Source organism: Marinobacter sp. 1-4A (genome assembly GCF_016597725.1).
Lineage (GTDB): Bacteria > Pseudomonadota > Gammaproteobacteria > Pseudomonadales > Oleiphilaceae > Marinobacter.
Genome location: NZ_VCGY01000003.1, coordinates 467,691 through 481,225 on the forward strand (window position 1 = coordinate 467,691; position 13,535 = coordinate 481,225).

The following is a 13,535-nucleotide window of genomic DNA, read 5'->3' on the forward strand; positions in this document are numbered from 1 at the left end:
TTATTACGTTGTTATGCAACTTACTATAGAAGAAGTCTCGCGAATTGTGATGTTATCTTTTGTTCTTCCAGTAAATTCTATGCCATTTACGAAAGGTTTTGGCTATTGCCTGATCAGTTTGTACTCAATCGACTATTTGTTGGATAATGTACTTCAAATAGGCAAGGCACCGCCAATATTAGTGTTAGGGGAACAATTTGCGCTCTTTGCTGTCTCAATTCAGAGATCGCTTTCACACAGTTACAAAAGGCAACGTTAAAATTTCGCCCAAGCCGTTAGTCATTCAGAATGTCAGCCGAAATTCCTGACGTTCGTCATACAGGCCAAAAGTACGAGCACTATGATACTAGATATTCTTGAATACCCGGACCCCCGTCTTCGCACTATTGCCAAGCCGGTAGACGAACTGACAGACGCCGACCGCACACTGATCGACGATATGTTCGAGACCATGTACGATGCGCCCGGCATTGGTTTGGCCGCCACTCAGGTCAACGTGCACAAGCAAATCATTGTGATGGATTTGTCCGAGGACAAAAGCGAGCCACGGGTATTTATCAACCCGCAGGTTGAAGTCCTCGATGGTGAGCGCGAAGCCATGCAAGAAGGTTGTCTCTCGGTGCCCGGATTTTATGAAGACGTCGAGCGGGTGGAACACTGCATTATTCGCGCTCTGGATCGCGATGGAAAGCCGTTTGAGCTCGAAGCTCGGGGCCTTTTGGCGGTGTGTATCCAACACGAGATGGACCACCTGAATGGCAAGTTGTTCGTGGATTACCTGAGCAACCTTAAGCGCAACCGCATTCGCAAGAAGCTGGAAAAGCAGCAAAAGCAGAGCGCGTGAATATTGCCTGACAGGCGCGCGAGTAAATTGCAGAACGCTTGATAAGTATCGGACCGGGCAACGCCCGGTCTTTTCGTATTCAACGAAACAGAGACCCAACACCGTGCGACTCGTTTTTGCCGGCACCCCGGATTTCGCAGCCACCGCCCTAAGCGCTTTATTGGGCACCCACCACACCCTTGTGGGCGTTTACTCCCAGCCAGACCGGCCAGCCGGTAGGGGTCGCAAGCTTCAGCCCAGCCCCGTCAAACAAGTTGCGCTAGACAACGGAATCCCGGTGTTTCAGCCGGAAAGCCTGAAAACTCCGGAAGCACAGCAAGAACTGGCCAACCTCCAACCGGATGTGATGATTGTTGCAGCCTATGGGTTGATTCTGCCAGAGGCGGTTTTGGCGATACCCGTTCATGGCTGCCTCAACATTCACGCATCGCTTTTACCCCGTTGGCGCGGCGCAGCCCCCATCCAACGCGCGATTGCCGCGGGCGACGAAAATACCGGTATTACCATCATGCAGATGGACAAGGGATTGGATACCGGCGACATGCTGCTGAAATCCGCCACGGCTATTGAATCAAACGATACCGGCGGCAGCCTTCATGACCGCCTTGCACAAATGGGCGGCCAAGCGCTCCTAGACGCTTTGGAGCTGCTGGAAAAAGGCAAGCTTCAAGGCGAAGCGCAGAGTGACGAGCAGGCATGCTATGCCCACAAGCTGTCAAAAGAAGAAGGCCATATTGACTGGACCCAAAGCGCACAAAACATAGAGCGCCTGATTCGCGCCTTCAACCCATGGCCCGGCACTTATACAGACCTTGAGCAGCAACGCCTGCGAATCCACGAGGCCACAGCCACCGATGAGCAGAGTCAAAATCCGCCCGGCACCGTCATCACGCGGGAGAGAGAAGGTATTGATATCGCCTGTGGCACCGGCACTCTACGCATTACGCGCCTGCAACTACCAGGGTCCCGGGCCCAGAGCGTGAATGACTTAATCAACGGTGGCAAACAACTGCTGCTACCCGGACAGGAGCTGAACTAACATGGGCGACTACTATGTGCCCATGCGCGCTGTTGCTGCGGATGTTCTGCTGGCGGTAGAAGAGGGCGAGTCTTTATCGCAATGCCTACCTCCTGCTCTGCAACGTCTCGCGCCCAACGAGCGCCCTGTGCTGCAGGCCCTGTGCTACGGCACTTGCCGCTGGTTTCACCGCCTCGACAGCGAGCTGAATAGTCGGCTCAAAAAACCGATTAAAAGACAGGATCGCATTGTTCACCACCTGATGCTGGTCGCGCTTTTCCAACTCCGTTTCAGCCAGCAGGCTACTTACGCTGTTCTGAACGAATCTGTGGAAGCGTGTCGCGCACTCGACAAGCCCCACCTCACCGGTTTGGTGAACGGTATTTTGCGGGCCGCTGAACGCGAAGGTGCCCCGGAACCGGGAGACGATTCCAGCCGTTTCAGCCACCCCGTATGGATGGTGGAAAAACTGCGCCATAACTGGCCCGACCATTGGCAGCAGATTATGGAAGCAAATAATGCCCAAGCTCCCATGACGCTTAGGGTCAATGCTCTGCGCTTCAGTCGCGACGAGTATCTCGCGCTATTAAACGAAGCAGGCATCGAAGCTAGTGCCACCCGCTTTGCACCTCACGGCATCCAACTGGGCCGTCCAGCACCGGTTGATCAGCTGCCTTGGTTCGCTGACGGCGCCGTTAGCGTGCAAGACGAAGCTGCGCAGCTTTGCACCACACTGTTAGACCTAGCCCCCGGCCAACGGGTTTTGGATGCCTGCGCGGCACCAGGGGGTAAAACCTGTGCCATTCTGGAAAGCCAGGCAGAGCTTGCCGAGGTGGTCGCTATCGACGAATCTGCTGCGCGACTGCCACGGGTTCAAGAAAACCTAGACCGATTGGACTTGCAGGCCAATTTGCTTCAGGCCGATGCAGCAGATATAGAGCAATGGTGGGACGGTCAAGCATTTGATCGCATATTGCTCGACGTGCCTTGCAGCGCCAGCGGCGTAATCCGCCGCCATCCGGATATCAAATTACTGCGCCGGGAAACCGATATTGTGCCATTGGCAGCAATACAACTTGGGCTACTCGACGCCATGTGGGCCGTGCTCAAACCGGGCGGGCGCTTGGTATACGCCACCTGTTCCGTGTTCCCACAGGAAAACCACCGTATAATCCAAAGGTTTATTAAGCAGCAAAGCAGCGCTGTTCTGATTGAACCAGAGGTTCAATGGGGCCGCGATATGGGCGCAGGGCGACAGCTTCTACCCGATCCAATCAGCCATGACGGCTTTTTCTATGCCGTGCTGGAGAAACCTGAATCATGAATATCCTGATCCTCGGTGCTGGCCAAGTGGGTGGTACTCTGGCAGAGAATCTAGCCAGCGAAGCCAACGACATTACCGTCATAGACACAGATGCAATACGGCTTCGGGAGCTGCAGGATCGTCTTGATATTCGAACCGTACAGGGCATGGCCTCCTACCCCACGGTGCTGAGCCAGGCGAATGCGGAAGACGCAGACATGCTGATTGCTGTCACCAACAGCGACGAAACCAACATGGTCGCCTGTCAAATAGCCTCGCTTCTGTACAGCACGCCCAAACTCATCAGCCGGGTGAGAGCCAGCGCTTACCTTTCGAACAAAAAACTGTTCGGCCGAGAAAGCGGCTTCCCGATCGATGTAATGATCAGCCCGGAGCATCTGGTTACCCGTCACATTACACGGTTGGTTGAATACCCGGGTGCCCTGCAGGTTCTGGAATTCTCCAAAGGTCTGGTTCGGCTAGTGGCTATCCGCGCCACCGAAGGTGGGCCGCTGGTGGGCCGAGAGCTGTCCTATCTGCGCACGCACATGCCGAAAATAGAAACCCGGGTTGCCGCCATTTTCCGCAAAGACCGAGCCATTATGCCCAAAGGCGACACGGTGCTTGAAGACGGCGACGAAGTGTTTTTTATCGCTGGCGCCGATCACATACGCTCGGTGATGAGCGAGCTGCAACCGCTGGTAAAAAACTACAAACGTATTTTTATCTGCGGCGGTGGCAACATCGGCCAGCGTTTAGCCTACACCTTGGAAGACCGTTATCAGGTAAAGCTGCTTGAACGCGACCACGAGCGCTGTGTGCTGCTTTCCGAAAGCCTGCGCAAAACGGTTGTGCTCGAAGGCAATGCTGCAGACAAAGACATTCTGCTGGAAGAAAACATTGAGAATACCGATGTGTTCATCGCAGTTACCAACGATGACGAAGCCAATATCATGGCGTCTTTGCTGGCCAAGCGTTTGGGCGCCCGCAAAGTATTCACCCTGATCAACAACCCCGACTATGTGGACTTGATTCAGGGCGGCGAGATTGATGTGGCGATTTCTCCCCAGCAAACCACCATTGGCAGCCTGCTCACCCATGTACGCCGTGGCGACGTTGTAAACGTTCACTCACTGCGTAGGGGCGCTGCCGAGGCAATCGAAGCCATTGCCCATGGGGATCATAAGTCCTCAAAAGTCGTTGGCCGGCGGCTGGATGAAATCAACCTGCCTCAAGGTGCGACCATTGGCGCAATTGTTCGCCTCAATGAAGTGCTGATCGCACATGATCACTTGCGTGTGCAACCAGACGACCACGTTATTCTGTTCCTGGTAGATAAATCCCGGGTACGGGAGGTTGAGAAGCTTTTCGCCGTGGGGCTAACGTTCTTCTAGTTCAAAATCAATAGCATGAAGACTACTTAGAAATACCGCTTTGGCGAGCGTATAATGCGCCTTTTTTCCGAATGACCCTCTTGCGGGCGAATGAGCCCGAGATTGGCGCGATGAATGCGATCGATATAAAAGAGTGGCTACACACAGACCGAATCAGCAGGCAAACGTTGTGAAAGAGAAGGCGACAGACAAGGCAACGAACAGCACTCCAGACATCAAGACTTTTCAAGGCTTGATTTTGGCTCTGCAAAATTTCTGGGCGCAGCACGGCTGCGTTGTGCTTCAACCATTGGATATGGAAGTGGGCGCAGGTACCTTTCACCCGGCTACCTTCCTTCGGGCCATAGGGCCGGAAACCTGGAACGCTGCCTACGTACAACCGAGTCGCCGCCCAACTGACGGTCGCTATGGCGAAAACCCCAACCGCCTGCAGCATTACTATCAGTTTCAGGTGGTACTCAAGCCGTCGCCAGACAATATTCAGGAACTTTATCTCGATTCGCTGAAAGCACTAGGGCTTGACCCTCTGGTGCACGACATTCGTTTTGTAGAAGACAACTGGGAATCGCCCACGCTCGGCGCCTGGGGTCTGGGTTGGGAAATCTGGTTGAACGGTATGGAAGTCACCCAGTTTACCTACTTCCAACAAGTGGGCGGCCTTGAATGCTACCCGGTCACCGGCGAGCTGACGTACGGTCTTGAGCGCATCGCCATGTACTTGCAAGGCGTAGACAGCGTTTACGATCTGGTATGGACCGAAGGCCCGGACGGCGTAGTCACCTATGGCGACGTGTTCCACCAGCAAGAGGTGGAAATGTCCACGTACAACTTTGAGTACGCAGACGTTGAGTTTCTGTTCCAGAGCTTTGATGTGCACGAGCGTGAAAGTGCCCGGTTGATCGAAGCGGGCCTTGCGTTGCCTGCTTATGAGCAGGTTTTGAAGGCTTCTCACACATTTAACCTATTGGACGCCCGCCACGCTATCTCCGTTACCGAGCGCCAGCGCTTCATTTTGCGTGTACGCACTCTGGCTCGGGCTGTTGCTCAGGCGTACTTCGACAGCCGCCGCAAACTCGGCTTCCCGCTAGCCCCGGAAGCATTGCGCCAAGAAGTATTAGCCGTCGCCGAAGCCGCCGATAACAAGGCCAACGGCAAGAAAGGCAAAAAAGCGAAGCAGGCACAACAGGAACAGGGAAACGCATAATCATGGCAAAGCAGGATTTTCTGGTCGAACTGGGCGTTGAAGAACTGCCCTCGAAAGCACTCAAGCCACTGTCTGATGCGTTCACTCAGGGTATCACCAAGGGTCTGGAAGAAGCTGGCATCGCATTCGGTAAGGTAGAAACCTTTGCTACGCCTCGCCGGATAGCTGTACGCATACGCGATCTGGCCGATGCCCAGCCCGACAAGCCCGTTGAAAAACGCGGCCCGGCCGTGAAAGCCGCGTTTGATGACTCCGGCAACCCAACACGTGCTCTTACCGGCTTCGCCACCTCTCTGGGCGTAACTCCGGATCAGCTCGACACGCTGGAAACCGATAAAGGTGCCTGGTTGGTTTACCGCACCGTAGAGCAAGGCAAGCCAACGGTGGATCTGATGTCCGGGCTGGTTGAGCAATCGCTTGCGTCGCTGCCTATTCCCAAGCGCATGCGCTGGGGCGCTCACCGCACTGAGTTCGTTCGGCCTGTACATTGGCTGGTTATGCTGTTCGGCAATAAAGTTATTGATACGCCCATCATGGGGCTGACGCCAGGCAACAAAACCATGGGCCACCGCTTTCATTGCCCAAAAACACTGATCATCCCAACGCCAACCGATTACGAAGTTGTTCTTGAGCAAGAAGGCTATGTGATTGCCGATTTTGCCAAGCGCAGAGAAATGATTCGCTCCGGCGTCAGCGCTCTTGCTGAAGCTGAGGCAGGTGGCAAGGCAGTGATCAACGAAGACCTTTTGGATGAAGTCACCGGCCTTAACGAGTGGCCAGTACCGCTTATGGGGCGGTTTGACAAACGCTTCTTGGAAGTGCCGGCAGAAGCTCTCATTTCCTCCATGGAAGAGCACCAAAAATACTTCCACGTGGTAAGCACCGACGGCGACATGCTGCCCTTGTTTGTAACCGTTGCGAACATTGAGAGCAAAGACCCTTCTCAGGTTATCTCCGGCAACGAAAAAGTGATTCGGCCACGGCTGGCGGATGCCGCTTTCTTCTACGAAAACGACCGCAAGACCCGTTTGGAAGACCGCGTAGAAAGGCTCAAGCCGATTGTCTTTCAGGAGAAACTCGGCAGTATTTACGATAAGTCTGTGCGGGTAGCCGCATTGGCGAAGAAAATCGCCGCCGCCATTGGCAGCGATCCCGCTCTGGCTGAACGTGCCGCCATGCTGGCCAAGACGGATCTGGTAACCGAGATGGTGCTGGAGTTCAGCGACCTTCAGGGCATTATGGGCCAGTACTACGCAGCCGACGACGGCGAGCCTGCAGATGTGGCCAAGGCCATGAACGAACAGTACATGCCCCGCTTCGCTAAAGATGGCCTACCTACAACCATGACCAGCTGCGCACTCGCCATTGCAGACCGTCTGGATTCCTTGGTAGGGCTATTTGGTATCGGCCAGCCACCCTCCGGCACCCGCGACCCCTTCGCCCTGCGCCGGGCCTCTTTGGGCGTACTGCGCATCATTATTGAGCGGGAACTGCCGCTGGATCTGCAAACGTGCTGCGAATGGGCGGAAGAAAACTTCTCCGGGCTGACTGAAGATAACACTGCCTCCAACGTAGTGGACTACATGCTCGACCGGTTCCGCGCCTACTACGATGAGCGCGGCATTGGTGCCGAGGTATTCCTGGCTGTTCACGCCCGTCGGCCTACACGCCCACTGGATTTTGATCGCCGGGTAAAGGCGGTGGAAGCCTTCCGCCAACTACCGGAAGCCCAAGCGCTCGCCGGTGCCAACAAGCGTGTTTCCAACATCCTGTCCAAGCAGGGCGGAGACAGCGTTGGGGAAAACGTAAACAGCAACCTGCTGCAAGATGCCGCCGAGAAAACACTGGCAGCACAGGTAGAGCAGCAAGCTGACAAGGTGATTCCACTGTTTGAGCAAGGCAATTACGCCAACGCGCTGCAGTCACTGGCCAGTCTGCAAGAGCCTGTAGACAGCTTCTTTACCGAAGTGATGGTGATGGCAGAAGATGACGCCGTGCGAGATAACCGCCTCGCATTGTTGAACCGGCTGCACAACCTGTTCTTGCGCGTTGCCGATATATCACTGCTGCCCACCGCTGGCTGACCGATGCTAATCATCCTCGACCGGGACGGGGTCATCAACGAATACGATGGCAACTACATCTGCTCTGTGGATGATTGGCAACCCATTCCCGGCAGTATCGAGGCGATGGCACGGCTTTACAAAGCGGGCCATCGCATAGCCATCGCCACCAATCAATCGGGCATTGCCCGCGGGTTCTACGGCACCGACATACTGGATGGCATGCACGAAAAGATGACGCAACTGCTGGAGGCTATGGGCGGACGCATTGAGTTCATTGCATACTGCCCACACCTTCCGGATGACGGTTGCGCTTGCCGCAAGCCACTCACCGGTCTACTGAAACAAATCCGTGATCACCTACAACTGAACACCCTCAAGGGTGCCATTATGGTAGGGGACAGCCGCAAAGATCTGGAAGCTGGCATTGCGGAAGACTGCCAGCCTGTACTGGTCAGAACCGGCAATGGCAAAGACACAGAACACCATCTGAAAACCCGCCCGATCCCCAGCGCTAAAGTGGCAATATACGATCACCTTAGTGCTTTCACGGATGCGTTTTTATCCGGCCCAGGGCTGGAAAAGAGTAAGTGAACCCGTATAATACCGGCGGTTAATCGGCGTGTGGCGCAGCTTGGTAGCGCACTTCGTTCGGGACGAAGGGGTCGCAGGTTCGAATCCTGCCACGCCGACCATTTTGTCGCTTTCCCCAGCTATCCTCCTCCCTGTTTATTCGCCTGAACCCTTACCAACGCAATCCGCAGGCTACTGACTTCTAGACCGACAAATGCCGCCTGAACAGCGCCAACGCAGCACTGAAAAACACCACACCTATACCCGCCAGCGCCAGCATTTGTGGCCATATCACCTCCAGCCCCGCGCCACGGTACAGGATGGCTTGCGCCATGCTGACGAAGTGGGTGGTGGGCGCTGCAAGCATGATGTTCTGCACCAGATCGGGCATGCTTTCCCTTGGTGTTATGCCGCCTGAGAGCAACTGCAGGGGGATGATGGTGAGTATCAACAACAGGCCGAACTGGGGCATGGTGCGCGCCACAGTGCCAATCAAAATGCCAATGGCGGTGGTGGAGAACAGGTGAATCAAGGCACCGAAGAAAAACAGCAGCAGCGAGCCCTGTATTGGCACCCCGAGTACTTGCTGGACAATCACCATCACCGAAAAAATCGCCGCCAGCATCACAATAAGCCCGTTGGCCCACACTTTTGCCGCCATGATTTCAAAAGGCCGGATGGGCATGACCATCAGGTGCTCCACCGTGCCGTGTTCGCGCTCCCGAATCAGCGCCGCTCCCGACAGAATAATACTGATCATGGTGATCATGGTGATCAGTTCCATCACCCCACCAAACCAGGTGCCTTCCAGATTCGGATTGAAGCTGGCATGAACCACTAGATTGATTGGCAAGGCGGCACTGGCACTATCACGGCGCAAGAATTCCGCCACCTCCATGGTGACCATTTGCTCGATGTAACGGGAACCGATGAAGGCCTGGGTCATGCGTGTGGCATCAATATTCAGCTGAAGGCTGGTTACACGCCCGGTGCGCATATCGCGCTCAAAGCCCTCGGGAATCACCAGTGCGAAGGTGTGGCTGCCGCTGTCCAGCACGGTATCTATCTGGCCAAAGCTGATGTGATCGGGCTCAAGAAACCAAGGCTGCTGCAAGGAATCGATAATGTGGCCAGACAACGCGGTCTGTTCTTCATCCACAACTGCAACGGGCGTGTTGTTCAGCTCCATGGAACCAGCAGAGCCTGCGGTATAGACTATCAGGGTAAATGCCAGTACGACAAACACCAGCAGCACCTTATCGCTCCAGATGCTGCGCAGTTCTTTCATTCCCAGATTCCAGATATTGACGATTGATTCCATCATCAACGCCCCTGTTTACGAAGTAGGAACACAGACATCAGCGTAAGCATCGGAATAAACGCCGCCAGGATCAGGAAAGAATACTGCAGATCAGCAAACGTAAGCCCCTTGGTAAACACACCACGGCTGATCTGCAAAAACCAGGTGGCGGGCCAGAACTGGCCGATAACCGCACCGGCACCCTCCAGTGACGACACCGGCTCTGTCATGCCGGAGAACTGAATGGTGGGCAGTATGGTAACGATGGCGGTGGCTGCCAGCGCGGCTACCTGAGTAGAGGCAAAGGCCGAGATAACCTGACCCAGACCGGTGGTGGCCGTTACGAACAGCAGAGCGCCCAGGGTCAGTGTCAGCACACCGCCTTTCACGGGCACATCGAACAGGAAAATCGCCAGCAGCACTAGGCTGGCATAGCTCAACATGCTGAACCCGATATAAGGCAGCTGTTTACCCAGCAGGAACTCCAGCCGGTTCACCGGTGTTACATACAAATTGGTGATCGAGCCCAGCTCCTTCTCCCGCACAATACCCAGCGCCATCAGGATGGCCGGAATGAACACCAGCAAAATCGGGATAACCGCTGGCACCATGGCGTCGAGGCTCCGGAAGTCCTGATTGTAGCGGTAGCGGGATTCGATGGTCACCAAGCTCAGCGTTGGCACGGCGCCATAGGTGCGAAGCGCCAGGTCTTTCAGATAGCTGAAGTGGAGCCCCTGGATATATCCTTGAATGGTTTCGCCACGAAACGGCATAGCGCCATCTACCCACACGGCAATATCAGCGGACTGGCCGCGCTTGATATCCTTACCGAAGCCCGGCGGTATGGCCAGCGCCAAACTGAGCTCGCCGGACTGCATTCGCCGTTCCAACTCTTCCACATTGGATAGCGCGGGTTGCTCAATGAAATACCGGGAGCCGGAGACAGCGGTTATGTAGTCGCGGCTTTGGGGGCTCTGGTCCTGATCCAGAACCGCAAAGGGCAGATCTTCCACATCCAGCGTAATGCCGTAGCCCAGAATCATCATCAACAAGGCTGAACCGATGAACGCAAACGACATGCGAATAGGGTCGCGCAGCAGCTCGCGGGTTTCGCGCCGGGCGTATGCCAGCAACCTTTGCCAGCTGAAACGCCGGTGACGAGGCTGAGAGGCGCTGTCGGAGCCCAGTACCTTACCGTCGCCCTGACTTGTGGACGGATCGATGGCTGCCTCAAGCGTTTGCATAAAGGCGCCTTCCAGATTCTCTGCCCCGGCCTGCTCAATCAGTGCAGCAGGGGTGTCGCAGGCCACCACTTCGCCGGCGTGCATCAGAGAAATCCGGTCGCAACGTTCACCTTCATTCATGAAGTGGGTGGAAATAAAAATGGTGACACCGTCTTCGCGGGATAACCGCAGCAGCAGGCGCCAGAAACTGTTGCGAGCAGCTGGATCCACTCCGGAAGTAGGCTCATCGAGAATCAACAGCTCCGGCGAGTGCACCACCGCAACCGCCAATGACAACCGCTGGCGAACACCCAGCGGCAAATCGCCGGCAAGCTCGTCCATCACATCGGCCAAATCAAACTCGTCAACCAGCTCATCTATCCTGGGCTGTATACGCTCCGGCGCTATATGGAACAACTTGGCGTGCAGCACCAGATTCTGACGCACCGTCAACTCACTATAGAGCGAGAACGACTGGGACATGTAACCCACGCGCTGGCGAGTGCTCAGATCACGGGAGTCCAGAGGCGCACCAAACAGCGAGACCTCGCCCTCGGTTGGGGTTAGCAGGCCCGTCAGCATTTTCATGGTGGTTGTTTTACCACAGCCGTTGGAACCCAGAAAACCGAATATTTCGCCCTTGGGAATGGTGAAGCTGACGTCTTTCACTGCGGTAAAGTCACCAAAGCGCAGGGTGAGGTTGTGGGCTTCTATGGCCGGGATGTCATCGGCTGAAACTACGGTCGGCGCTGCGGTTTTCGGGTTTGTGCCGGCGGTTTCCTGCCGGTCGTCCGGCAGCAAGGCAATAAAGGCCTCGTCAAGAGTGTCTGTGCCGGTTTTCTGCTTCAGCTCCTGAGGGGACCCGGTATCCAGTATGGCGGCCCCGTCCATGGCAACCAGCCAGTCGAAGCGCTCGGCCTCTTCCATATAGGCGGTGGCCACCAGCACGCTCATGATGGGTTGCTGGGCGCGGATAGAGTCGATCAGATCCCAGAATTGTTTACGGGCAAGTGGATCTACGCCGGTGGTGGGCTCGTCCAGAATCAACAGTTCCGGATTGTGGATCAGGGCGCAGCACAGCCCCAGCTTCTGCTTCATACCGCCGGAAAGCTTGCCGGCGGGCCGGTCGCGGAACTCCAGCAGGCCGGTGGCCGAAAGCAGTCGGTCAATTTGGTTGGCGCGATTTTTTCCTCGCAAACCGAACAAGTCGGCAAAAAAGCCGATGTTCTCATCGATTGTCAGGGTGTGATAGAGGTTGCCGCCAAGGCCCTGAGGCATAAAGGCAATGCGCGGCGCGGCTTGGCTACGAAAGCGTGAATCGGCCATGTCGCCACCCAGCACCTGTAAACGGCCCTGTTGCAACTCGCGGGCGCCGGCTACCAACCCCATCAAGGTAGACTTGCCCACGCCATCGGGACCAATCAGGCCCACCATGCAGCCAGCGGGTACATCAAGGCTGACGTTTTGCAGGGCAGTGCGGCTGCCGTAGTAGTGGCTTATTGACTCCAGCCGGGCAACCGGTTCTGTCTCCATGGCGTCGGCGTTACACTGATCAACCATTGGGCAGATTCACTTCCAGTTGCTCCGGCCAGGACTGGCTTTCATCCAGGCGCACATAGGCGTCCCCCGGCACACCGGTTTTAACCCGATCGCGGTAGGCTTCGAGCAACTCCGCATTGATTCTTATGCGCACCCGGAACATCAACTTCTCACGCTCGCTGCGGGTTTCCACCGCCTTGGGCGTGAACTGGGCCTCGGCCGCCACAAAACTCACCTCCGCCGGCACTACGTAATCGGGCAGAGCATCCAGAACAATACGGGCTTCGGAACCAACCCGAACCTTACCGGCCTGGGCGGTGGGCAGAAAAATGGTGAGGTACACATCTGTAACATCGATCACCGTTGCAACCTTGCCTCCGGCCGCCAACACCTCGCCTGGTTCAGCCAAACGGTAAAGTACGCGCCCGCCAATCGGGCTGACAAGGTGGCTGTCGTCAATCGTGGTTTGAACCTTACGAATGCTGGCTCTCGCTGCTTCAATACCGGCACCGGCAGAGGCTACCTGAACCTTCGATGCCTGCAATGCAGCTTCAGCAGTTTCTGCAGTGGTGCGGGCACGGTCAAGCTGCTCGCGGGAGACATGGCCTTTATCGACCAAAGACTCTATCCGGCCCAGCTCAGCTCGGGCCAGCCGGAGTTCGCTTTCACGCTGGACCACCACGGCTTCGGCCAGCTTCCGGGCCTCTATTGCCTGATTCAGGGTAGCCTGAGCGGCAGCCATGGTTGCCAGTAGTTCATCAGTGTCCATTTCAGCCACTGCACTCCCGGCGTCAATTAGGTCGCCCTCAGCTACAAAAAAGCTCTGCAACCGGCCCGGTATACGGGTGGCAATGTCCACCTGAGTAGCCTCTATGCGGCCATTTCCGGAGGCAATGTGTTCTGGAAGCATGTCGCTATCCGGCAAGAATTGCCAGGCGACTATGGCAATAGCAGCGATCACAGCAAGAGTAATGAGAAGCTTCTGGCGAACTTTGGACTTTGAACCGGACATTGTTCTTCCCTGGCGCAGGCATGAGTTGTTGCAGTTAAAATTAGGTTGCTATCAGTGTAACA

General features: G+C 55.8%; 10 protein-coding genes and 1 tRNA gene. 8 read left to right on the forward strand and 3 right to left on the reverse strand.

Annotated elements, in window-relative coordinates; all coding sequences use genetic code 11:
* The first annotated feature begins 340 nt into the window (after window positions 1-340).
* From def to FE845_RS09220, 8 genes are all read left to right on the forward strand, one after another.
* On the forward strand, window positions 341-844 hold the full coding sequence (gene def, locus FE845_RS09185) for a peptide deformylase (protein WP_200363690.1): 504 nt from the start codon (window positions 341-343) through the stop codon (window positions 842-844).
* A 103-nt stretch (window positions 845-947) separates the two neighbouring features.
* Window positions 948-1,883, forward strand: a complete 936-nt coding sequence (gene fmt, locus FE845_RS09190) for a methionyl-tRNA formyltransferase (RefSeq protein ID WP_200363693.1) — start codon at window positions 948-950, stop codon at window positions 1,881-1,883.
* A gap of 1 nt (window position 1,884) precedes the next feature.
* On the forward strand, window positions 1,885-3,186 hold the full coding sequence (gene rsmB, locus FE845_RS09195; RefSeq protein WP_200363695.1) for a 16S rRNA (cytosine(967)-C(5))-methyltransferase RsmB: 1,302 nt from the start codon (window positions 1,885-1,887) through the stop codon (window positions 3,184-3,186).
* The gene (gene trkA, locus FE845_RS09200) at window positions 3,183-4,559 is read left to right on the forward strand and encodes a Trk system potassium transporter TrkA (RefSeq protein ID WP_200363697.1); all 1,377 of its coding nucleotides are present in this window, start codon (window positions 3,183-3,185) and stop codon (window positions 4,557-4,559) included. Before rsmB ends, trkA begins: the two co-directional genes overlap by 4 nt.
* Before the next feature lie 169 nt (window positions 4,560-4,728).
* Window positions 4,729-5,763 carry a glycine--tRNA ligase subunit alpha gene (glyQ, locus tag FE845_RS09205; RefSeq protein WP_200363699.1) on the forward strand — a complete coding sequence of 345 codons (1,035 nt, stop codon included), beginning with the start codon at window positions 4,729-4,731 and terminating at the stop codon, window positions 5,761-5,763.
* 2 nt (window positions 5,764-5,765) lie between these two features.
* Window positions 5,766-7,847 carry a glycine--tRNA ligase subunit beta gene (glyS, locus tag FE845_RS09210; protein WP_200363703.1) on the forward strand — a complete coding sequence of 694 codons (2,082 nt, stop codon included), beginning with the start codon at window positions 5,766-5,768 and terminating at the stop codon, window positions 7,845-7,847.
* A gap of 3 nt (window positions 7,848-7,850) precedes the next feature.
* Complete coding sequence (gene gmhB, locus FE845_RS09215; protein ID WP_200363710.1) at window positions 7,851-8,420, forward strand: D-glycero-beta-D-manno-heptose 1,7-bisphosphate 7-phosphatase; 570 nt, start codon at window positions 7,851-7,853, stop codon at window positions 8,418-8,420.
* A gap of 24 nt (window positions 8,421-8,444) precedes the next feature.
* Window positions 8,445-8,521 (forward strand) — tRNA-Pro (locus FE845_RS09220).
* Between the two features lie 80 nt (window positions 8,522-8,601).
* Here FE845_RS09220 and FE845_RS09225 read toward each other — a convergent pair.
* The 3 genes from FE845_RS09225 to FE845_RS09235 are packed head-to-tail and all read right to left on the reverse strand — an operon-like array spanning window position 8,602 to window position 13,473.
* Complete coding sequence (locus FE845_RS09225; protein ID WP_200363986.1) at window positions 8,602-9,720, reverse strand: ABC transporter permease; 1,119 nt, start codon at window positions 9,718-9,720, stop codon at window positions 8,602-8,604.
* Between the two features lie 2 nt (window positions 9,721-9,722).
* Entirely contained in the window at window positions 9,723-12,482 is a 2,760-nt protein-coding gene (gene rbbA, locus FE845_RS09230) for a ribosome-associated ATPase/putative transporter RbbA (protein ID WP_227714200.1), read from the reverse strand.
* Window positions 12,475-13,473 carry an HlyD family secretion protein gene (locus FE845_RS09235; RefSeq protein WP_200363712.1) on the reverse strand — a complete coding sequence of 333 codons (999 nt, stop codon included), beginning with the start codon at window positions 13,471-13,473 and terminating at the stop codon, window positions 12,475-12,477. The genes rbbA and FE845_RS09235 overlap by 8 nt, the downstream gene beginning before the upstream one ends.
* Window positions 13,474-13,535: the final 62 nt, after the last annotated feature.

Coding starts and splice junctions, on each gene's coding strand:
- FE845_RS09235 (WP_200363712.1), bottom strand. CDS start 13,473: ATGTCCGGTTCAAAGTCCAAAGTTCGCCAGAAGCTTCTCATTACTCTT.
- rsmB (WP_200363695.1), top strand. CDS start 1,885: ATGGGCGACTACTATGTGCCCATGCGCGCTGTTGCTGCGGATGTTCTG.
- def (WP_200363690.1), top strand. CDS start 341: ATGATACTAGATATTCTTGAATACCCGGACCCCCGTCTTCGCACTATT.
- glyS (WP_200363703.1), top strand. CDS start 5,766: ATGGCAAAGCAGGATTTTCTGGTCGAACTGGGCGTTGAAGAACTGCCC.
- trkA (WP_200363697.1), top strand. CDS start 3,183: ATGAATATCCTGATCCTCGGTGCTGGCCAAGTGGGTGGTACTCTGGCA.
- FE845_RS09225 (WP_200363986.1), bottom strand. CDS start 9,720: ATGGAATCAATCGTCAATATCTGGAATCTGGGAATGAAAGAACTGCGC.
- rbbA (WP_227714200.1), bottom strand. CDS start 12,482: ATGGTTGATCAGTGTAACGCCGACGCCATGGAGACAGAACCGGTTGCC.
- gmhB (WP_200363710.1), top strand. CDS start 7,851: ATGCTAATCATCCTCGACCGGGACGGGGTCATCAACGAATACGATGGC.